Here is a 20,019-nt window from a genome sequence, read left to right as displayed (position 1 = left end):
GGTTCGCGGCGCTGGAAGTCTCGTTCTTCCCTCCTCCGCTCCTCCGCTTCGCTCCCCCGCTCCGTCAGTCCAGAACGAGGCGCGCCGCGAACCTTTGGGCGTTCACCTGTTTTGTGGTCAGGCGCGTGTCGTGTAGTTGGGAGCCTCGACGGTCATGGTGATGTCGTGCGGGTGCGACTCCTTCAGGCCCGCCGCCGTGATCTGCACGAACTGGGCCGCCTGCAGATCCGGAATGGTCTGCGCGCCGGTGTAACCCATGGCCGCGCGGAGACCGCCGACCAGCTGGTGGATCACCTGGTCCAGCGGGCCGCGGAACGGCACCCGGCCCTCGATGCCCTCGGGCACCAGCTTCTTCTCCGACAGCACGTCGTCCTGGAAGTAGCGGTCCTTGGAGTAGGACTTGGCCTCGCCGCGACCCTGCATGGCGCCCAGCGAACCCATGCCGCGATAGCTCTTGAACTGCTTGCCGCCCACCAGGATCAGATCGCCCGGCGACTCGGCGGTACCGGCCAGCAGCGAACCCAGCATGACGGTGGAGGCGCCGGCCGCGATGGCCTTGGCGATGTCACCGGAGTACTGCACGCCGCCGTCGGCGATGACCGGCACACCGTGCGGCTTGCACGCCGCGGTGGCCTCCAGGATCGCGGTGATCTGCGGCGCGCCGACACCGGCGACCACGCGGGTGGTGCAGATGGAACCCGGGCCCACACCCACCTTCACCGCGTCCACGCCGGCTTCGACGAGCGCCAGCGCGCCCGCGCGCGTGGCGACATTGCCGCCGACGATCTGCACGCGGTCGCCGACCTCGGCCTTGATCTTGGAGACCATCTGCAGCACGCCCGACTGGTGGCCGTGCGCGGTGTCCACGATGAGCACGTCCACGCCGACCTCGGCCAGCGTCATGGCACGCGACCAGGCGTCCTCGCCGACACCGACGGCCGCGCCGACCAGCAGTCGACCGTCGCGGTCCTTGGTGGCGTTCGGGTACTGCTCGGTCTTGACGAAGTCCTTGACCGTGATGAGCCCGCGCAGCTTGCCGGAGCCGTCGACAATCGGCAGCTTCTCGATCTTGTGGCGGCGCAGCAGGCCCAGCGCGGCCTCGGCGGTCACGCCCTCCTGGGCGGTGATCAGCGGCGCCGGGGTCATCACCTCGGCGACCTTGCGGTCCTGGTCCACCTCGAACCGCATATCGCGGTTGGTGATGATGCCGACCAGCATGCCGCGCTCGTCCACCACCGGCAGACCGGAGATGCGGAAACGGGCGCACATGGCGTCGACCTCGGCGAGGCTGTCGTCGGGGCGACAGGTGACCGGGTCGGTCACCATGCCCGCCTCCGACCGCTTCACGGTCTCGGCCTGCGCGGCCTGCGCCTCCACCGACAGATTGCGGTGCAGCACGCCCATACCGCCCGCCCGCGCCATGGCGATGGCCATACGCGCCTCGGTAACGGTGTCCATGGCCGAACTCACCAGCGGGGTCCGCAGCGAGATGTCGCGGGTCAGCTTGCTGGAAGTGTCGACCGAACTCGGGATCAGATCGGAGGCCGCGGGAAGCAGCAGCACATCGTCGAAGGTGAGGCCGAGCATGGCGATCTTGTTGGGATCGTCGCCGCCCGTATGGGGGCGGCCTGCGTTACGTTCGCCCGTCACGGGACTGCTCATTCGGATCGACCCCTCCTGGACCTCGGCAACACCCACCGGGCCGGGTCCCGGCGGATGCGTAGATGAATGGCAATGCCGGCGATTGCTACCCGGCCTTTGGTCAACCATGGTATCCGTCCACGATGCTGTGCCAGATTTGCCCTCCGCTTCGCTCCAGGCTCTTCGCGGCCCGCGTTACCCCGGCGGGCCGCGAACCTGTAGCGGATGTCATTGGCGCTGCGAATTGTCGACTCTGGCATTAACGTGTCGGCTGTCACTACATCACTGTCCGCCGTACCACCAGCGAAGTGGAGGCAAATCCCCTTCAGCGCTGGCGCACAGGGGGTGGTTCTGCGTACCGTGGGACTGTGCGTGACCATCTACCACCTGGCTTGCCGCCGGATCCATTCGCCGGAGACCCCTCCGACCCGTCGGCCGCGCTCGATGCCATCGAGCCGGGGGAACCGCTGGATCCTCACGAGCGCCTAGCGGTCGAAGAGGATCTCGCCGACCTCGCGGTATATGAGGCACTGCTGGCCCACCGCGGCATCCGCGGTCTCGTGGTCAGCTGCGAGGACTGCCGGCAGGATCACTACCACGACTGGGACATGTTGCGCGCCAACCTCCTCCAGCTACTGGTGGACGGCACGGTGCGACCGCACGAACCCGCCTACGACCCGACGCCCGAGGCCTACGTCACCTGGGACTACTGCCGCGGCTACGCGGACGCTTCCATGAACGAGGCACTGCACGGCGACGGGTTCGACGGATTCGACGTCTGATTCATCGGAAAGGGCCTGCATCCCCTGGGATGCAGGCCCTTTCCGTTTTCGACTGATGAAACACCGATGGCCGCAGGGCTATCGGGAACTGCCTAGTGCGTTCCCGGCACCGCGGGGATTCCGGTCGGCACAGCGAGCGACGAGGGTAGCACCGGCGGAATCGTGATCGGCTGTTGCTGGGTGGGCGGCTGCTGCTGGGTGGGCGGCAGCCCGGCGCCCGGGGTCCCGGGCTCCGGGTTGCTGACGGTCGGCACCACGACCGACGTCGGATTGCCCGCGGTCGGCGGCGCCGTCTGCGGCTGGGTCTCCACCGGCGGCACGGTCGGCACCTGGGTCGCCGGCGGCACCACAGGCTGCGTGGAGATGCCACCGCCGGTGGCGGGGTTCGGGTTCGGATTGGTGCCGCCGAGGACCGACGAATCGACCGAGGTCGACGGATTGCCATCCGTCTTGGTCGGCGGATTGACCGGCGACACCGGCACATTCGTGGTGCTCGGCACGACCGGGGCCTTGGTCGTGGCCGGGGCCACCGCCGCCAGCGACTCGGCCACCTTGGGCGCCGTCGCCTGCAGCTGGGTGTAGAGCTGCTGCCAGCGATCGGTCAGGCTGTCCTTCTTGCCCGAGTCGTTGACCTGAGAAGCATTGTCCGCGGCCCGCTCCATCAGCGGCTTGGCCTCGTCGGCCTTGCCCTGCGCGATGAGCTCCTTGGCCTGCTCCAGGTCGCTGTCCGCCCGCGAGACCACGGTGGACTGGGCCTGCTCGCTGAACACGACGGTCTTCATCCGCCAGAGCGGATCACCGGGACTCGCATTGTAGGAGAACGCCGTCAGGCCACCGAAGATGAGCGCCAGGGCCGCCGCGGAACCCAGGATCGGCCGGACGAGCCGTAGTCGCCCGCGGTTGCCCGCGCCGATTCTGGCCTGTCGTGCACCGATCTCCTGATTGACCGCGGCGACGATGGCATCCAGGTCCGGTCCGGCCGGCAAAGGCTCGGCCATGATCTCCGCACGCCAGTCGGCCAAGAGGGCCGCCAGCTGGTATTCCTCCGAAGTACCCGTCTGCACGGGACCGTCACCGGAGATGGCGTCGATCAGCGCATCGTCGCGTCGCACCGCGGCGATATCGACCGGCCCGGTATCACCGGACGCCTCGGCGTAGGGACCGCTGTTCTGCGATCCAGGTCGCGCCTTGAAGTCGCCCCGACCGCGCTCGCCATCCCTAGCCATACATTTCACCTGCCCTCGCCACTTGAGACTTGAGTTTCGCGAGTGCCCGGTGCTGGGCGACTCGTATAGCACCCGCCGTACTGCCCACGGCGACTGCGGTTTCTTCAGCCGACAGACCCATGACCAGGCGAAGGATCAGGATTTCTCGGTGCTTCTCCGGCAATGTCGCCAACAGTGCGTTCATCTGTCGGCTCGTTTCGGATTCGAGAGCTCGCTGTTCCGGTCCCTGGTCGGTGGATATGACATCCGGTACTTCGGCCATGGCGTCCGCCTTGTTACGGGCGGAATTTCTGTGGGCGTCCGCGACCTTGTGCGAGGCGATGCCGTAGACGAACGCCATGAACGGTCGACCCTGATCCTGATACCGGGGAAGGGCGGTCATGACGGCCAGACAGACCTCCTGCGCGACGTCGTCAGCGGAGAGCTGGCCGCGTTCGGCCGTTCCGATGCGCGCACGGCAATACCGCACCACGAGGGGGCGGATGCTCACCAGTACCTGGGAAAGGGCCGCCCGGTCGCCCTGCGCTGCGGCAGCGACGACAGCGGGATCCAACTCCTCACCCGTGTTGTTCATCGTCAGAGCTGTTCCTGGCGTTTACGAGAGTGGCACGGCGGCGGGAAGGCGAGCCGGTGCTTCCGCGGAGGGGCGGAACGGTCCAACAATAGCGGCTGGCGTACTGGTGCCAATCGTTACGGGGTCGTTCTCGGGGCAGTCTCAGGGAAGTGCCGGAGATCACTCGAGGACGGCTCGTGGATTACTCAGGGACGTCCGAGAAGCTCGCTCGCCGAACGCAATCGCCCGCCGCGAGCGGCCAGCAACCGCGCGCACTCCACCGCCACGGCCGCGCCGTCACCACCGGGTTCGATGCCGGAGCGGAGCATGGCGCAGGCCCAGCGCAGCGGGAGCAGCTCATGCTCGGCACAGGCCCGATCGACTTCGACTGCGAGAGCGCGGGATCGATCGAGGTCGCCGGCGGCGGCGCTGGCGGCCGCCAGCAGTAGCCGGGATTTCACTCGATGCCGCAGCGAGGGCGAGTTTTCCGCGAGCGCGACCGCGGCCTCGGCGTGGGCCAGGGCGGGGTCGGCCGGGATCGGTCGATCGCCCGCGGCGGGATCGGCGGCGGGGGCGGAGATCAATCTGGAGCCGGGAGCCGAGAGCGCCGTCTCGGCACTCACCCAGTGCAGCCGCACCCGCGGCCGCCACGCCGCGTCGGCGGTGGCCAGGTGAACGTCGAGATAATTTCGGCAACGATTCAGCAGCCGGGCGGCAAGCGCCGGGCGGAGGGTGCCCAGGGCATCGGCGGCGAGTCCGGTCAACGCGTCGCAAACGGCTTCCGCGGATCGGATATCCGCGAGTGTCGCCGCGGGTGCGGGAGCGGCGGCGGCGAGCGCGGGCAGCGCCAGCGCGGCGGCGCGCCCGTCCACGACAGCGGCGTGGTTGTGCCAGCCGAGCTGGCGCAGCAACGACGCCTCGGTGCTGTGGGTGAGCGACAGCAGGGCGGGGTCGGTGGTGCCGCGCCGGGCGTGGCGGAGTTCGGCGCGCGCGGCGGCGTAGTGCCCGATTCCACTCAGCGAGACCGCGCGCAGCCAGGATCCGGCGGCGTCGGGCGCGGCGGGCAACCCGGCGGCAGCACGCTCGGGCGTGGAGCCGAAAGCGGCGTCGGCGAGTACGGAGTTCACTTCGAGCACAGGCACAGTCGCACTGTAACCAGTGGCCGGACAAGTGAGGGCAGCCGCCATAGCATAGGTCGCCAGCTATCGGCCAGCATTCACCAGAGCCTTTGTGTTTCCGCTCCGTAAATCTGTCCTCGCTATCGACCAGCACGCCCGTAAGGAATTCGTATAGCGTTTCGCGCTATTAACCCGGCGGCCTCGAGGCGGCCATCTCTACCCTACTCAGCGCAGGATGTCCAATGGCTGAGATCACTCTGATCGAGAGCCTTGCATAGCGCGGGGCATCGGGATTCGGGTCCAAAAAGCCTGTGCTACCAGCGGTTTTACCCAGTCGGATGAGCTATCACAACCAGGTCACGACGCTGGGCAACCGATCAGTATCACCACAGGCACCCCATCTTGTAAATAGCGCGGATGTTAATTCTCTAATGTGCAGGTATTCGGCTCGAGTCGAATGAAGCTATTGACTCGAATTCGTTTCGCGACCTAACGTACGTCATCGCCGTCGTTGGCGTCGTGCTGAATTGCGGCGCCGATGAAGTGCGATCGCCGGGCCACGGCGATGCGGCCACCTGTTTGCCACCAGCACCGCTCGACAATGCCGACGAGCTCGCACCAAGAGGAGTTCACCATGCCGATGCCAACCCACCTCCCCGGGCCGAACGCCGATGTATGGGATTGGCAGATGCGCGGATCCTGCCGCGGCCAGGACTCCGCCGTGTTCTTCCACCCGGACGGCGAGCGCGGCCGGGCACGGGCCCAGCGCGAGCTGCGGGCCAAGGAAATCTGCAAGGCCTGCCCGGTGCTGCTGCAGTGCCGTTCGCACGCGCTGAAGGTCAGTGAGCCCTACGGCATCTGGGGTGGCATGTCGGAGACCGAGCGCGAGCTGCACGCCCGCCGCAATCGCCGCCGCATCGTCGCGTAATCCGGGCGCCCGCAGGCACTCTCGGCAAACGCGCGGGACTGGTGTTCACCAGCGGTGTCCCTGATGTGACAGCGGGCCGGGCTCGAGATTCTTCCCATCCTTTCGGGGTGGCGCGCCGAATAGCTAGCAAACACCCGGCACCGCCCGGCGGGGTCGGCAACCTCCGGCGCGTCACGGCGTGTCTTCGATGTCACGATTGCGACGTTTCGGTCATATCGGAAAATCGCTGTGCCACAGTCGCTTTGCCGAATACCCCCACCCGAGAGGAGGTCATAGCGGCACGCTACCCTCGTGGCCGATGACACAGAACGGAGCGTTGTGACAACGCGGCCGCCTGCCGCAGAGGGCGACTCGTTCCAGAGCTCGAGGGACGGACGAGGGGTGGATGCACCCAGCGTGGACTCTGCGGTGACGGCGCGCGCAGCCGAAAGTCTCGAACTCGCCGCACTTCTCGAGCGTTGCGGGCAGTCCGATCAGCAGGCCTTCGCCGAGCTGTACGACCGCACCAGCGCGCGAGTGTTCGGCCTGGTCCTACGCGTGCTCCACGATCCGGGATACGCGGAGGAGACCACTCAGGAGGTCTATCTCCAGATCTGGCGCACGGCCGCCAATTTCGATCCCAACAAGGGATCGGCTGTCACCTGGTTGATGACGCTGGCCCATCGCCGCGCGGTCGACCGAGTCCGTGCCGAACAGGCCCACGCCCAGCGTGAGGTCGCGTACGGCACCAGCACCCTCGGCAACGAGTTCGACGAGGTCACCGAAGAGGTCGGGCGGCGGCTGGAACAGCAGGCGGTGCTCGCCGGGCTGGCCACCCTGACCGAGACACAGCGGGAGGCGATCTCTCTCGCGTACTTCGGCGGTCGGACATACGCCGAGGTGGCGGCCTATCTGGGCGTAGGGTTACCTACCGTTAAGTCCCGTATTCGGGACGGACTGACACGACTCAAGAAAAGTTTGGGAGTGACGTGAGATGAACGAAAGCCAGATCGATCTCGCGCACACTGTCGCGCTCGGATCGATCGGCGACGAAGATCAGCGCGCAGTGGCGGACCTTCTGGATACCGACGACCCCGTACTGCGCGCCGCCTTCACCCTGGAAGTGCAGCAGACCCGAGAAGCGCTCGCGCTGGCCGCGTCCGTGCCGGCCACCCCGCCGCCGCCCGCCCTCCGCGACCGCCTTCTCGCCGCGATAGCCACAGACCCGGCCCCGCCGACCCCGATTCACCATTCGCACACCGCTCTCCGCCACGGAAACGGCCGTTCGTCCTTCCCCGTGAGAGATTGACCCAGAGCGCGCCCCGGAACACTCTCCGGGGCAATCTCCCAATTCCGCCCCGCCCGAACCCTGTCAACTGGTAGGGGACCCCGGGTAACACCCGAACCAAATGGGACGATTCGGACCCCGTAACTCCGTGCGCGCCATGAGAATTCATGCCGCCCCTCGATCTGCCCCACAGCCCGAAACGCCGAGGCCCCCGGACGGAATCCGTCCGGGGGCCTCGGTTCACCGATCGATCAGTGGGAGTGGCCGGCGTGAGCGTCGGCCGCTTCCTCGACGGGCTTGTCGACGATGGCGGACTCGGTGGTCAGCACCATGCGGGCCACCGAGGTGGCGTTCTCGACGGCGGAGCGGGTGACCTTGACCGGGTCGATGACGCCCTCGGCGACCAGGTCGCCGTAGGTGAGAGTGGCGGCGTTGAAGCCGTTCTCGCCCTCGGTCACCTTGGAGACGACGACCGCGCCGTCGACACCGGCGTTGCTGGCGATCCAGAACAGCGGGGCCAGCAGGGCCTGGCGCACGACCTCGACGCCGACGGCCTCGTCACCGGTCAGGGTGTCGCGCAGGGCGTTCAGGGTCGCCGCGGCCTGGACCAGGGCGGTGCCGCCGCCGGGGACGATGCCCTCGGCGACCGCCGCCTTGGCGGAGGCGACGGCGTCCTCGACGCGGTACTTGCGCTCCTTGAGCTCGGTCTCGGTGGCCGCGCCGACCTTGATGACGGCGACGCCGCCGGCCAGCTTGGCCAGACGCTCTTCCAGCTTCTCGCGGTCCCAGTCGGAGTCGGTGTTCTCGATCTCCTTGCGCAGCTGCGCGACCCGGGCGTCGATATCGGACTGCGTGCCCGCGCCCTCGACGATGGTGGTCTCGTCCTTGGTGACCACGACGCGGCGGGCCTTGCCCAGCACGTCCAGGCCGGCCTCACGCAGGGTGATGCCCAGGTCCGGGTTGACCACGGTGCCGCCGGTGACGATGCCCAGGTCGTCCAGGAACGCCTTGCGGCGGTCACCGAAGAACGGGGCCTTCACCGCGACCACCTTGAGGGTCTTGCGGATCGCGTTCACCACGAGGGTGGACAGCGCCTCGCCGTCGACGTCCTCGGCGATGATGACGACCGGCTTGCCCGACTCGGCGATCTTCTCCAGCAGCGGGAGCAGGTCAGGCAGCGAGCTGATCTTCTCGCGATTCAGCAGGATCCACGCGTCCTCGTAGACCGCCTGCATGGTCTCCGGGTCGGTGACGAAGTACGGGGACAGGTAGCCCTTGTCGAACTGCACGCCCTCGGTGATGGCGACCTCGGTCTGCAGACCCGAGGACTCCTCGATGGTGACGACGCCGTCCTTGCCGACCTTGGTCAGCGCCTCGGCGACGAGCGCGCCGATCTCCTCGTCCCGCGAGGACACGGTGGCGACCTGCGCGATGGCCTTCTCGCCGTTCACCGGGGTGGCGGCGGCGTGCAGGGCGGCGGCGACCGCGTCGGCGGCCTTGCTCATGCCCTTGCCCAGGGTCATCGGGTTGGCGCCGGCGGCGATGTTCTTCAGGCCGCCCTTGATGAGCGCCTGCGCCAGCACGGTGGCGGTGGTGGTGCCGTCGCCGGCGACATCGTTGGTCTTGGTGGCGACGCTCTTGACCAGCTGCGCGCCCAGGTTCTCGAAGGGGTCCTCGAGGTCGATGTCGCGGGCGATGGTCACGCCGTCGTTGGTGACGGTCGGGCCACCGAAGGCCTTGGCCAGCACCACGTGCCGGCCGCGCGGGCCGAGCGTGACCTTGACGGCGTCGGCGAGCTTGTCGACGCCGCGCTCCATAGCGCGACGAGCCTTCTCGTCGAACTCGATCTGCTTTGCCATGTACCTACTCCTGTGAAGGTCGGGGGCGAACGCACTCCGCCCCGGGCCGGTTGCTGTATCGACAGCTGCGACTCCGGGGCGGTGTCTCTCGAAAGGGGTTCAGGGGAAGCCCCCTGGGGCCCCGAGAGTTGGTGCGTCGCTTACTTGGTGACGACGGCCAGCAGGTCGCGGGCCGACAGGATCAGGTACTCCGAGCCGTTGTACTTGATCTCGGTGCCGCCGTACTTGCTGTAGATGACGACGTCGCCTTCCTTGACGTCCAGCGGGATGCGCTTCTCGCCGTCCTCGTCCCAGCGGCCGGGGCCGACGGCGATGACGGTGCCCTCCTGGGGCTTCTCCTTCGCCGTGTCGGGGATGACCAGACCGGAGGCGGTGGTGGTTTCGGCCTCGTTGGCCTGGACGAGGATCTTGTCCTCGAGCGGCTTGATGTTCACGCTCGCCACGTTGAGCCCTCCACTTTCAGGGGATTCTTCTCGTCCGGGGCTGTTCCCCGGACGCACGGTTTCGGTCATGTGCGTGACCCTGGGCAATCAGCCCCGTCGTCGCGGGTGCCGGGACCCCTGCTCAGTAGTCATCAGCTGGCACCTGAGCACAAATACCAGTGCCACCTAGCACTCTATACACGGGAGTGCCAGCGCTCAAGGCAAGGGGCTGCCAATGGAGCTTCCGGACACGACTCGCCGACCCGACGGCCCGGGAATCTGAGGTCTTCCAAAGAAATCCGAAAATCTGTAACGTTCGGATAACGGATTGTGACACCATTGACGGCGGCCACGCGGCGAGACCGAATCGGTCGGGTCACGCGCGCCGTCGACAGTTACACATCTGCTTCACCCCGCTTTCCGTGCGGCAACCCCGCGCACGGGCTCGAGAAGAGAGCAAGACCGCAAGTGATCAGTGGCAGGTCCGGATGCCCCATCGGACGCGAGCCCGCCACGGTCCGTAGCTCGCCGGAATCGTCCGCTACCCGTTGGGCGTGTCCGGAGTCCGTTCGAGATGGTCGTCTCCACCAGGACCATCCGCTCGAAGGGAGGTGAACATGCGAACATCCCTCGGCATCTCGGCCGGGAGCGAAGTGGTGTGCTCGGCGACGGTCGCCACCGCGCCCAACGGCGCCCAGAGCTTCGACTACCGGGTCGTGACGGCCGATACCGCGCACTCCGACCTCGGCGATCTGGTGGCCTCCTCGATCGAGTTGATGACCACCCAGATCCCCCGCGACACCGTGCATCCGGTCGGCGCGGGCGCCCGGAACAACGGCCTCCACGAGCCCGACTCCACCCCGCCCGGCGATATCGCGGTCGCCTACCGCGACCGCGAGCAGGCCCAGATCATCCGCTCCGCCATCGGGCGGCAGCGTCACGGCGTGCAGCTGATTCCGGAGACCACCGCGGCCCTCGCCTACCTGCGGCACACCGGCCTGCTGGACCGCTGGGACACGGTGGCGGTCATCGACATCGGGGCCAAGGGCACCACGGTCTCGGTCGCCGATCACGCCGACGACACCGTGCTGCGGTCCGAGCGCATCACCACCATCAGCGGCAACGCCATCGACGAACTGATCCTGCAGCACCTGCTGGACTGCCACCTGTCGCGTCGCGGCATCCGCCCGAACCGCGGCATCCTGCTCAATCGCAGCCGCGCCGCCAAGGAGCACCTGTCGGTGGTCCCGGCGGTGACCATCGACCATGTGGCCGGGCAGCCGCTCAAGCTGACCCGGGTGGATTTCGAGGAGATCGTCGCCGACCTGCTGCACGATCTGGCGGTGTTCGCGCGCGGGGTCTTCACGCGGGCCCCGAAGTTCCCGGAGGCGGTCGCGGTGATCGGCGGCGGCGCGAACGTGCCGATCATGGTGGTGGGGCTGGAACGCCAGCTCGACATTCCGGTGGTCACCGTGCCGGAGCCGGAGTCCGCGATCGCGAAAGGCGCGGCGCTGGTGGCGGATTCGACCGTGCCGACCGCCTTCCCGGTGATCGGCCTGGGCTCGGACGCGCCGATCGGCACCTTCACCAAGCTGGCGGGCACCCTCGCCGGGGCGATCGTGGTGGTCGGCCTGATCGTCGGGTACGGGGTCAAGGAGTTCGTGATCGAGGAACCGCAGCCCGCGCACTACTCGCCGACCTCGACGCAGCAACCGGCGACCACGCCGCCCGTGCCGGCGACCACCGTTCCGGCGCAGGGTTCGGTCAACCCGACCTCGAACCAGAACCACCGCACCACCGTCGCCGTGCCCCCGGCCCAGACCGGTTCGGCGAACAGCACTCCCGCGGTCCCCAGCATCACCTCGCAGCCGCCGCTGCGGCCGGACCCGGATCTACCTCAGATCCCGTTCCCCGCGGATCTGCCGCGCCTGCTGGGCCCCCTGCTGGGCACCACGCTGCCGCCGATCGATCCGGAGCCGCACGTCTCGCCGACGCCGCGCGCCAACGCCTATGCCGCCTCCCCGCGATTCCAGCGGCCGGCAATGAGCCGTTGACCGTTGGGCGTCCGTGCCAGCGGTTGAGTGCCCAACGATCCCGGGCGCATCCGACGAGTTACCCCAACCGTCACGAAATCAGTTGTCGCGCTGATTCACGCCCGAATCCACGTGTCCGACCACCGTGGTCCGACTCTCACAGATAGCTGGTGGAGACCGGCAGGCCGGGGTCGGTGGCCACGGTCAGTTCGGAAGGCTGTGCGCCGCCCGCGATCACGTGCGCGCCCAGGGTGGCGATCATGACGCCGTTGTCGGTGCACAGGCGCGGCTTGGGGACGCGCAGGGTGATTCCCGCGGCCGTGCACCGCTCTTCGGCCATCGACCGGATGCGGGAGTTGGCGGTGGCGCCGCCGCCCAGCACGAGGGTGTCGACGCCGACGTCCTGCGCCGCGCGCACCGCCTTCATGGTGAGCACGTCCGCGACGGCCTCCTGGAAGGAGGCGGCGATATCGGGGATGGGCAGGTCGCGGCCTTCCCGTTGCGCCGCTTCGACATAGCGGGCGACGGCCGTCTTGAGGCCGGAGAAGGAGAAGTCGTAGCGGGGGTCGCGGGGTCCGGTCATGCCACGGGGGAAGGCGATGGCCTTCGGATCACCGTCGGTGGCAATGGAATCCAGGACGGGTCCGCCCGGGTAGCCTAGGCCGAGCAGCCGCGCCACCTTGTCGAAGGCTTCGCCCGCGGCGTCGTCGACGGTGCTGCCGAGTTCGGTGATGGGCTGTCCGAGGTCGGTCACCTGCAGCAGGTGGGTGTGCCCGCCGGAGACGAGCAGGGCGACCGCGGGCGGCATCGGCCCGTGCTCGAGGGTGTCGACGGCGACATGCCCGCCCAGATGGTTGAGCGCGTAGAACGGGATATCCCACGCCGCCGCATAGGCTTTCGCCGCCGCCACGCCGACCAGCAGGGCACCGGCGAGGCCGGGGCCGATGGTGACGGCGAGCGCGTCGGGCTTGCTGATCCCGGCGGTGGCCAGAGCCCGGCGCATGGCGGGCACGATGGCCTCGAGGTGTGCGCGCGAGGCGATCTCGGGCACCACGCCGCCGAAGCGGGCGTGCTGGTCGACGCTGGAGGCGACCTCGTCGGCGAGCAGTTCGCAGCTGCCGTCGGGCAGCCGCCGCACGATGCCGACTCCCGTTTCGTCGCAGGAGCTTTCGATACCCATGACGATCATGACGAGACCTCGGCGTCCTTGGTGAATCCGTCCTGCGGGAATCCGGCCATGGCCGGTCGCCGCATGGTGTACGCGTCGGCTCCGCTGGGCTGGTAGTAGTTCTTGCGCAGCCCGATGATGTGGAAGCCGTGCTTCTCGTAGAGCGTGATCGCGGGCGCGTTGTCGGTGCGGACCTCGAGGAAGACGGGTCCGCCGCGGCGTCCGGCCTCCAGCAGCAGCGCCTCGAGCAGCAGGGTGCCGATGCCGCGCCGGTGATGGTCCGGGTCGACGCCGATGGTGTGGACTTCGGCCTCAGGGTGTTCGGCGGTGCCGAGCAACGCGATTCCGGCGTAGCCCACCATGTCCCCGCCGGCGTCGCGGGCGGTGATGTAGCGGTTGTGCGGTCCGGCCAGTTCCGACAGGAACGACACCTCGTGCCAGGGATCGTCCTCGGGGAACAGCACCTGCTCGAGCTGTGCGCAGCGGGTGACGTCGGCGGGCCGCATCGGTTCGATGCGGATGGTCATCGGCCCACCTGCGCGTAACTCTTCTCGACGGCGTCCGGGCGGCGCAGGTACAGCGGCACCAGCGGGTCGGGAACGGCGCCGGACAGGATGTCGGCGGCGGCGCAGCGCACCAGCCCGGCCGGGGACGGCGTCTCGACCGGCAGCACGGGCAGGTCGAAATAGTCGACGTGCGAGGCGGATCCGGCGATCAGGGTGGCGGCGGCCTGGTCCAGGTCGCCGGGCTTGCTCACCTCGGGGCCCTCGCAGCGTTCGAGGACGAGGCTGCCGGGGACCGCGCGATAGCGCGCCCAGTACACCTCGCGACGGCGGGCGTCGGTGACGACCAGCAGTTCGACCGGGTCGGAGCTCTCGCGCAGATAGCTCTCGGTGTCGGCGGCGATGGCGTCGAGGCTGCACACCCCGTACACGGGGATGCCGAGCGCGTCGCCGAAGGCCGCGGCGGTGGCCATGCCGACCCGCAGTCCGGTGAACGGCCCCGGCCCGATACCCGCCACGACCGCGGCGATATCCGCCCGCGAGCGGCCCGATTCGGCCAGGCAGGTCAGGATCTGGGGGGTGAGCACCTCGTTGTGCGCGCGTGCGTCCACGGTCACCTCGGCGGTGATCGTGGTGATGCGCGGTGCGTTCGACCCGGGTTGCGCCGGTTCCAGTTCCACCAGTCCCGCTGTGACGGCGGGAGTCGCGGTGTCGACAGCCAATATCAGCATGATTGCCTCAACAATACCGGGTGGTACAGCCCACTCGGCGTGGTGTCTGCCTGCGGGAATCTCGCGCCGGATCAGGTGGCGGCGACCCACTCCCATTCCGCGGTGCGGACATCGGACTCGGGTTCGCGGCGCAGCTGGATCCGCAGGTGGCGGTCGGCCAGGTGTTCGGCCACGCCGAGACCCCATTCCACCACCACGACCGCGTGGTCGAGATCGGTGTCGAGGTCGAGGGCGTCGAGTTCGTCGAGGTCGCCGCCGAGCCGGTAGGCGTCCACGTGCACCAGCGCCACCGCGCCCGGGTGCGCGCCGGCGCGGTGCTGGCGGGCGATGATGAAAGTCGGTGAGCTGACCCGTCCTTGGACGCCCAGCCCGGCGGCGATGCCACGGGTGAGCGCGGTCTTGCCCGCGCCCAGCGGGCCGTCGAGGATGACCAGGTCCCCGGCCTGCAGCTGTTCGGCGAGCTCGCGGCCCAGCGCCTCGGTGTCCTCGACGGTGGCGAGCATGCGGTGGTCGTTCACCGGTCACCGCCGATGTGGTCGCGCACGACGCGGCCGCGCGGATTGCACACGATCTCGTAGTTGATGGTGCCGAGCGCGTCGGCCCATTCCTGGGCGCGCGGCTGTCCGGGTTCGCCGCCGAACAGCACCGCGGTGTCGCCCGCCTGGACTCCGGCCTCGTTCTCGCCGAGATTCACCACGATCTGATCCATGCACACCCGCCCGATCTGGGTTCGTCGCGCGCCGCCCAGCCACACCGAGAACTTCCCGCCGAGGGTGCGCGGCACGCCGTCGGCGTATCCGGCGGGCAGCAGCGCGACGGTGGTGTCGTGTTCGGCGATCCAGTCGTGGCCGTAGGAGACGCCTTCCCCGGCGGCGACCCGTTTCACCCGCAGCACGCGGGCGCGGAAGGTCATGGCCGGGCGCAGCCCGAAGTCGGACAGTTCCGGAATCGGTGACAGGCCGTAGACGGCGATGCCGGGACGGACCATGTCGAAGGCGAGGTCCGGGCGGGTCAGTGCGGCAGCGGAATTCGCGATGTGCACGAGTTCGGGTTCGAGGCCGTGCTCCTTGGCGGTGGCGATGAACTCGAGGAAGCGTTCCCGCTGCCGGTCGTTGACCGGGTGCTCGGGCTGATCGGCGAGCGCCAGGTGCGAGAAGATCGCGCGCAGCCGGGCGGTCCGGTCGTCGACCAGCCGGCGCAGCAGCTCCAGGACCTCCGGGTATTCGGCGGCGGGAATCCCGTTGCGGTTGAGCCCGGTATCCACTTTCAGGCTGACGGTCGCGGTGCGGCCCAGCCGGTGGGCGGCCGCGGCCACCGCCTCCAACTGCGCGAGCGCCGACACCCCGATCTCGATATCGGCGGCGATGGCGCTGCCGTAGTCGGCGTCGGAGGTGTTGAGCCAGCACAGAATCGGCGCGGTGATCCCGGCGCTCCGCAAGGCCACCGCCTCGGCGACCGTGGTGGTGCCCAGTTCCCGCGCCCCCGCCGCCAGCGCCGCCCGCGCCACCTCGACCGCACCGTGGTTGTACCCGTCGGCCTTCACCACGACCATGACCGCGGCGTCACCGGCGTGCTCGGCCAGAATGCGCACGTTGTGGGCGATGGCGTCCAGGTCGACGAGGGTTTCCACCTGTGGGTCGGGCTGCTTCACACCTCCGATCCTGCCATCCGGGCAGGGGCGATTCGCGTCACACCCGAGTCGGGGCGGCCGTCGCGGGGCGGATTCAGATCGCCGCGGCGAGTGCCGTGGGCACGGCGGCCAGGGCTCCGGCGAGGGCTTCGGGGCTCGCTGGAAGCAGCGGCAGCCGCACGTCCGGGGTGGGGATGCGGCCCTGGGCGGCCAGAACCGCTTTCACCACAATGGGATTGGGTTCGGCGAACAGGGCGCCGGCCAATGGGGCCAGCCGATTGCCGAGGGCGCGGCCGGTATCGAGCGCGCCGGTGCGCCAGGCCGCGACCAGGTCGGCGTAGGCCGCAGGTGCGACATTGGCGCACGCGAGAATCGCTCCGGTCGCGCCCAGGGCGAGCAGCGGGGCGGCGAACAGGTCGTCACCCGCCAGCACCGAGACGTGCTCGGGGACGCGGGCCAGGAAGGCCACCGTGGTCTCGTCGATCCCGCCGGCCGTGTACTTGAAGCCCGCCACGTTCGGCAGTTCGGCCAGTCGGCACAGGGTTTCGGCGCTCAGGGTGCGGGAGGTGCGGTAGGGGATGTGGTAGATCAGCACCGGCACCGGGCTGGCGGCGGCGATCACCCGGAAGTGTTCCACCACACCGTCTTCCGAGGGCCGGTTGTAGTAGGGGACCACGGCGAGAGCGGCGGTGGCGCGCGGGTCGAGGGCGGACAGGGCGCGCGCCGAGTCGAGGGTGGCGTTCGAGCCCGCGCCGACGATCAGGGTGGCGTTGCGTTCGGCGCAGACGCGGGCGCAGACATCGATGACGCGCCGCTGCTCGTCGCGGGTGAGGGTGGTGGGTTCGCCGGTGGTGCCCAGCGCGACGAGGCCCGCCGCGCCGGCGTCGAGGACCTCGTGGGCGAGCGCCTCCAGGGCGTCCGCGGCCAGTTCGTCGTCGGCGGTGAAGGGCGTGACCAGGGGAACGTAGAGGCCGTTGAATGTCATGGCACCAGCCTGGTCGAGCGAATACGTCAGGTCTATTTCACGTTTCTATCCCCGAGCATAAGATCAACTGATGCTGGATGTCCGTCGTCTGCGCCTGCTCCGCGAACTCGCGCACCGGAAGACCATCGCCGCGGTCGCCGAGGCCCTCACCTACACGCCCTCGGCCGTCTCGCAGCAGCTGACCGCCCTCGAACGCGAAGCCGGGCTACCGCTCCTGGAACGCACCGGCCGCAGCGTCGTCCTCACCCCCGCCGCGTTGCGGCTGGTCGAGCACACCGAAACCATCCTCGCCGTGCTGGAACAGGCGACCGCCGAACTCGCCTCCGCCCGCACCGAACTCACCGGCACCCTGCGTATCGGCGCCTTCCCCACCGCCGTCCACCACATCCTCTCCCCCGCCCTGGTCTCCCTCAGCCGAGACCATCCCCTGCTGGAACTCCTGGTCACCGAACTGGATCCGGCCGCCGCCCCCGCCGCCCTGCGCGCCGAAACCCTGGATATCGCCCTGCTCCAGGAATACGACTACGTCCCCCTCGCCCCCGAACCCGGCCTCGACACCGAACCCCTCTTCGAGGAGACCATCCACCTCGCCGCCCTCAGCCCCGGCCCACTCACCGTCCACTCCGACTCCCCCTGGATCGCAGGCACCCCCGGCACCCTCTGCTACGAAATGACCGTCCGCGCCTGCCTGGCCGCGGGCTTCACCCCCCGCATCCGCCACCACGCCGACGACTTCGGCACCGTCCTCAACCTGGTCGCCGCCGCCCAGGGCGTAGCCCTCGTCCCGGACCTCGGCACCCATTCCGCCCCCGCCGCGGTCACTCTCACTCCGCTCCCCACCCGCCGCCGCACCCACCTCGCCTACCGCCGCGGCACCGGCGACCACCCCGTCATCGCCGCCGCCCGCACCGCCCTGCACACCGCCGCCACCACTGGTTGACGTGGTTCTCCCGGCGGCCCGTCAGAGTGCGAGTTCCCGCAACGTGCCGATGGCCTCGCGGACGTGGGAGAGCAAGGGGGAAGCGGAGATCGGGGCGCCCGCGGTGGTGGCGGAGTGGGCAGCGAGATTGGCGGCCAGAGCGTGGGCTCGGGCGGCGGAGGCGGCGGCGACGGCGGGATGCAGGCCGCGGGCCAGGAGGGCGCCGATGATGCCGGACAGGACATCGCCGGAACCGGCGGTGGCGGCCCAGCTGCCGCCTGCCTCGCTGACCAGGACCGGGCGGCCGGGGCTGGCCACCACGGTGGCTCGACCCTTCAAAAGTACTGTGACATGCCAGGATTCGGCGAGCTTACGCACGGCGGCCACTCGGTCGGGTCCCGGTTCGGAGCCGGTGAGGCGGGCGAATTCACCAGCGTGCGGGGTGAGTACCGTCGGGGCGGTCCGTCCGGTGATCAGGTCGGGATCCGCGGCGAGCAGGGTGAGGCCGTCGGCGTCCACCACCACGGGGAGGTCGGTGGCGAGGATCTCGGCCAAACGGTCGCGGGCGGCGGAATCGGTGCCCCCACCCGGGCCGAAGACCCAGGATTGCACGCGTCCGGTGGCGGAAATAGATTCCGCGGCAATCACTTCCGGAAAGTGCGCGAGCACCCGTTCAGCGCCGGTGCCCGCGTAGCGCACCATGCCCGACGTGGCCGCGATCGCCCCGCCGGCGCACAGGACGGCCGCGCCCGGATAGGTGGCGCTGCCCGCGCACACGCCGGTGACGCCCTGGGTGTACTTGTCGTCGGCGGGCCCGGGCACCGGCCAGACCGCTCCAACCGTCCGTGGCTCCAGCGCGATCATGTTCGCGTCCGGCAGCCGTAACCCGATGGGCACCAGCACGATTCGCCCGCAGGACGGCGCGGCCAGCGCGTGCACCGGCTTGAGCGCGCCGAAGGCGACGGTGACATCCGCGCGAACCGCCGGACCGTTCACGGACCCCGTGTCGGGATCCACGCCGCTGGGCAGGTCCGCCGCGATGATCGGACATCGCACGCCCGCCACCAGTCCGGCCGCCACCGGACGCAAGGAGCCGCGTCCGGAAATGCCGACGATGCCGTCGACCACCAGGTCCGGCGTGCCCAGCAGGGCGGCCACGCGGCGGGGCGCGGCGGGAACGCCCGGACGTAATCCGAGCCGCCGCAGCGTGGTCGCGGCGGCGTCGGCTTCCGGCCCCCGCCGCCGCACCGCCTCGTCGACCGCCCCTTCCCCGACGTCGTCGACCGAGCCTTCCCGCAGCTCCCGGACGGTAGCGGGAGCGGCGGCGATGTCCCCGCCCGCGCCGCGCAGCGCCGCCAGCCCCTCCGCGTGGGCGCGCTCGGGGACGAGCAGGATCGCACGGACCGCGACCCCGCGCCGGCGCAGGAACGAGCCCGCCCACAGGGCGTCGCCGCCGTTGTCGCCGGAGCCGACGAGCAGGGTGACGGCACGGCCCGCCACACCGCCGGTGCGTTCACGCAGTTCGCGCGCCACCACCTGGGCGAGGCCGAACGCGGCTCGTCGCATGGGCATTCCGGCGGGCACGCGGGTGAAGAGTTCGGCTTCGGCGGCGCGTACCTCGTCGGCCGTGTAGTAGTCGAGCACCGCCGGTGCGGTCATGGGTCGCCTCCCGGATCCGGACTGCCTGCCGTTGTGGAGACTACGCCGGTCGCGGCCCCGTGCGGTGCAGGTCAGGGCGATGCCCGCGAATGGTCCGCTATCGGCGGGTACTAGCCTGGCTGACATGCCGATCCGCCAGTCGTCCTCGCGTGCCCTGCTTCTCGTCGCCGTCGTGGCGCTGGCGGCCGCGGGCTGCTCCTCCTCGGACACCTCGAAGCCCGCCGCCACCTCGACGGCCGCAGCTCCGGCGTCCTCGGCGGCGACCTCGACCGGTCCGGCCGCGCCCGCCGCGGTCACCGTGAACGTCGCGGACATGAAGTTCTCCCCGGCCGACATCACCGTCAAGGCCGGGGACACCGTGACCTGGAAGTTCGACGACAAGGCCCCGCACGCGGTGCAGGGCATCGGGGATGTCGCGCTCGGCATCAACAGCCCGATCATCCGCAAGGGCGAGTGGAGCCACACCTTCACCACGCCCGGCACCTACCGCTACCTGTGCCCGCTGCACCCGGACATGAAGGGCACCGTCACCGTCCAGTGAGGGAACCAACTCTCGGGACTCTCAGGGGCTTCGCCCCTGAAACCCCAACTGCGG

The 20,019-nt window shown here is 69.5% G+C and carries 20 protein-coding genes; 7 read left to right on the top strand and 13 right to left on the bottom strand.

Translation table 11 applies throughout. The annotated features are described in order from the left end of the window. Positions 1-117 precede the first annotated feature (117 nt). Positions 118-1,662 (bottom strand): IMP dehydrogenase, encoded by a 1,545-nt coding sequence (guaB, locus tag ACQPYY_RS04860; protein WP_379105316.1) that lies wholly within the window; start codon positions 1,660-1,662, stop codon positions 118-120. 347 nt (positions 1,663-2,009) lie between these two features. On the opposite strand from guaB, the gene ACQPYY_RS04855 reads away from it, so the two are divergent. After that, positions 2,010-2,423, top strand: a complete 414-nt coding sequence (locus ACQPYY_RS04855) for a DUF5319 domain-containing protein (RefSeq protein ID WP_029923780.1) — start codon at positions 2,010-2,012, stop codon at positions 2,421-2,423. 92 nt (positions 2,424-2,515) lie between these two features. On the opposite strand, the gene ACQPYY_RS04850 is transcribed toward ACQPYY_RS04855, so the two are convergent. The 3 genes from ACQPYY_RS04850 to ACQPYY_RS04840 all read right to left on the bottom strand — a co-directional run bounded on the left by ACQPYY_RS04850 (position 2,516) and on the right by ACQPYY_RS04840 (position 5,344). Continuing rightward, positions 2,516-3,649, bottom strand: coding sequence for an anti-sigma-D factor RsdA (locus tag ACQPYY_RS04850; RefSeq protein WP_433592885.1), 1,134 nt, complete (start codon positions 3,647-3,649; stop codon positions 2,516-2,518). Continuing rightward, positions 3,642-4,223, bottom strand: coding sequence for a sigma-70 family RNA polymerase sigma factor (locus ACQPYY_RS04845; RefSeq protein WP_154786124.1), 582 nt, complete (start codon positions 4,221-4,223; stop codon positions 3,642-3,644). Before ACQPYY_RS04845 ends, ACQPYY_RS04850 begins: the two co-directional genes overlap by 8 nt. A gap of 185 nt (positions 4,224-4,408) precedes the next feature. Further along, a complete protein-coding gene (locus ACQPYY_RS04840) occupies positions 4,409-5,344 on the bottom strand; it encodes a hypothetical protein (protein WP_433592884.1) in 936 nt (311 codons plus the stop codon). A gap of 610 nt (positions 5,345-5,954) precedes the next feature. On the opposite strand from ACQPYY_RS04840, the gene ACQPYY_RS04835 reads away from it, so the two are divergent. The 3 genes from ACQPYY_RS04835 to ACQPYY_RS04825 all read left to right on the top strand — a co-directional run bounded on the left by ACQPYY_RS04835 (position 5,955) and on the right by ACQPYY_RS04825 (position 7,536). Continuing rightward, the gene (locus ACQPYY_RS04835; protein ID WP_357088823.1) at positions 5,955-6,248 is read left to right on the top strand and encodes a WhiB family transcriptional regulator; all 294 of its coding nucleotides are present in this window, start codon (positions 5,955-5,957) and stop codon (positions 6,246-6,248) included. Between the two features lie 396 nt (positions 6,249-6,644). After that, positions 6,645-7,220, top strand: coding sequence for a sigma-70 family RNA polymerase sigma factor (locus ACQPYY_RS04830; protein ID WP_357089901.1), 576 nt, complete (start codon positions 6,645-6,647; stop codon positions 7,218-7,220). Between the two features lies 1 nt (position 7,221). Continuing rightward, entirely contained in the window at positions 7,222-7,536 is a 315-nt protein-coding gene (locus tag ACQPYY_RS04825) for an RskA family anti-sigma factor (protein ID WP_433592883.1), read from the top strand. A gap of 230 nt (positions 7,537-7,766) precedes the next feature. Here the strand turns inward: ACQPYY_RS04825 and groL are convergent, their stop codons facing one another. Then, positions 7,767-9,374, bottom strand: coding sequence for a chaperonin GroEL (groL, locus tag ACQPYY_RS04820; RefSeq protein ID WP_379105306.1), 1,608 nt, complete (start codon positions 9,372-9,374; stop codon positions 7,767-7,769). 140 nt (positions 9,375-9,514) lie between these two features. Next, positions 9,515-9,817 (bottom strand): co-chaperone GroES, encoded by a 303-nt coding sequence (gene groES / locus ACQPYY_RS04815; protein WP_033086015.1) that lies wholly within the window; start codon positions 9,815-9,817, stop codon positions 9,515-9,517. 596 nt (positions 9,818-10,413) lie between these two features. On the opposite strand from groES, the gene ACQPYY_RS04810 reads away from it, so the two are divergent. Then, positions 10,414-11,850 (top strand): Hsp70 family protein, encoded by a 1,437-nt coding sequence (locus tag ACQPYY_RS04810; RefSeq protein ID WP_433592882.1) that lies wholly within the window; start codon positions 10,414-10,416, stop codon positions 11,848-11,850. A 136-nt stretch (positions 11,851-11,986) separates the two neighbouring features. Here ACQPYY_RS04810 and tsaD read toward each other — a convergent pair whose 3' ends face one another. The 6 genes from tsaD to dapA form a co-directional block, all read right to left on the bottom strand. Next, positions 11,987-13,018, bottom strand: coding sequence for a tRNA (adenosine(37)-N6)-threonylcarbamoyltransferase complex transferase subunit TsaD (tsaD, locus tag ACQPYY_RS04805; protein WP_357282259.1), 1,032 nt, complete (start codon positions 13,016-13,018; stop codon positions 11,987-11,989). After that, positions 13,015-13,524: a ribosomal protein S18-alanine N-acetyltransferase gene (rimI, locus tag ACQPYY_RS04800; RefSeq protein WP_357282260.1), complete on the bottom strand. Its 510-nt coding sequence runs from the start codon at positions 13,522-13,524 to the stop codon at positions 13,015-13,017. The genes tsaD and rimI overlap by 4 nt, the downstream gene beginning before the upstream one ends. Further along, positions 13,521-14,231 (bottom strand): tRNA (adenosine(37)-N6)-threonylcarbamoyltransferase complex dimerization subunit type 1 TsaB, encoded by a 711-nt coding sequence (tsaB, locus tag ACQPYY_RS04795; protein WP_433592881.1) that lies wholly within the window; start codon positions 14,229-14,231, stop codon positions 13,521-13,523. The genes rimI and tsaB overlap by 4 nt, the downstream gene beginning before the upstream one ends. 71 nt (positions 14,232-14,302) lie before the next feature. After that, entirely contained in the window at positions 14,303-14,734 is a 432-nt protein-coding gene (gene tsaE / locus ACQPYY_RS04790) for a tRNA (adenosine(37)-N6)-threonylcarbamoyltransferase complex ATPase subunit type 1 TsaE (protein ID WP_379105692.1), read from the bottom strand. A gap of 11 nt (positions 14,735-14,745) precedes the next feature. Further along, on the bottom strand, positions 14,746-15,882 hold the full coding sequence (gene alr / locus ACQPYY_RS04785; protein WP_433592880.1) for an alanine racemase: 1,137 nt from the start codon (positions 15,880-15,882) through the stop codon (positions 14,746-14,748). A gap of 73 nt (positions 15,883-15,955) precedes the next feature. Next, positions 15,956-16,846, bottom strand: coding sequence for a 4-hydroxy-tetrahydrodipicolinate synthase (dapA, locus tag ACQPYY_RS04780; protein ID WP_433592879.1), 891 nt, complete (start codon positions 16,844-16,846; stop codon positions 15,956-15,958). A 70-nt stretch (positions 16,847-16,916) separates the two neighbouring features. On the opposite strand from dapA, the gene ACQPYY_RS04775 reads away from it, so the two are divergent. Continuing rightward, on the top strand, positions 16,917-17,786 hold the full coding sequence (locus tag ACQPYY_RS04775) for a LysR substrate-binding domain-containing protein (RefSeq protein WP_433592878.1): 870 nt from the start codon (positions 16,917-16,919) through the stop codon (positions 17,784-17,786). A 21-nt stretch (positions 17,787-17,807) separates the two neighbouring features. Here ACQPYY_RS04775 and ACQPYY_RS04770 read toward each other — a convergent pair whose 3' ends face one another. Further along, complete coding sequence (locus tag ACQPYY_RS04770) at positions 17,808-19,424, bottom strand: NAD(P)H-hydrate dehydratase (protein WP_433592877.1); 1,617 nt, start codon at positions 19,422-19,424, stop codon at positions 17,808-17,810. Between the two features lie 124 nt (positions 19,425-19,548). On the opposite strand from ACQPYY_RS04770, the gene ACQPYY_RS04765 reads away from it, so the two are divergent. Beyond that, positions 19,549-19,965 (top strand): cupredoxin domain-containing protein, encoded by a 417-nt coding sequence (locus tag ACQPYY_RS04765; protein WP_379105290.1) that lies wholly within the window; start codon positions 19,549-19,551, stop codon positions 19,963-19,965. The last annotated feature ends 54 nt before the right edge of the window (positions 19,966-20,019 follow it).

Origin of the sequence: Nocardia sp. CA-145437 (assembly GCF_050956485.1) — a bacterium.
Lineage (GTDB): Bacteria > Actinomycetota > Actinomycetes > Mycobacteriales > Mycobacteriaceae > Nocardia.
This window is presented reverse-complemented; position numbering and strand designations above follow the sequence as displayed.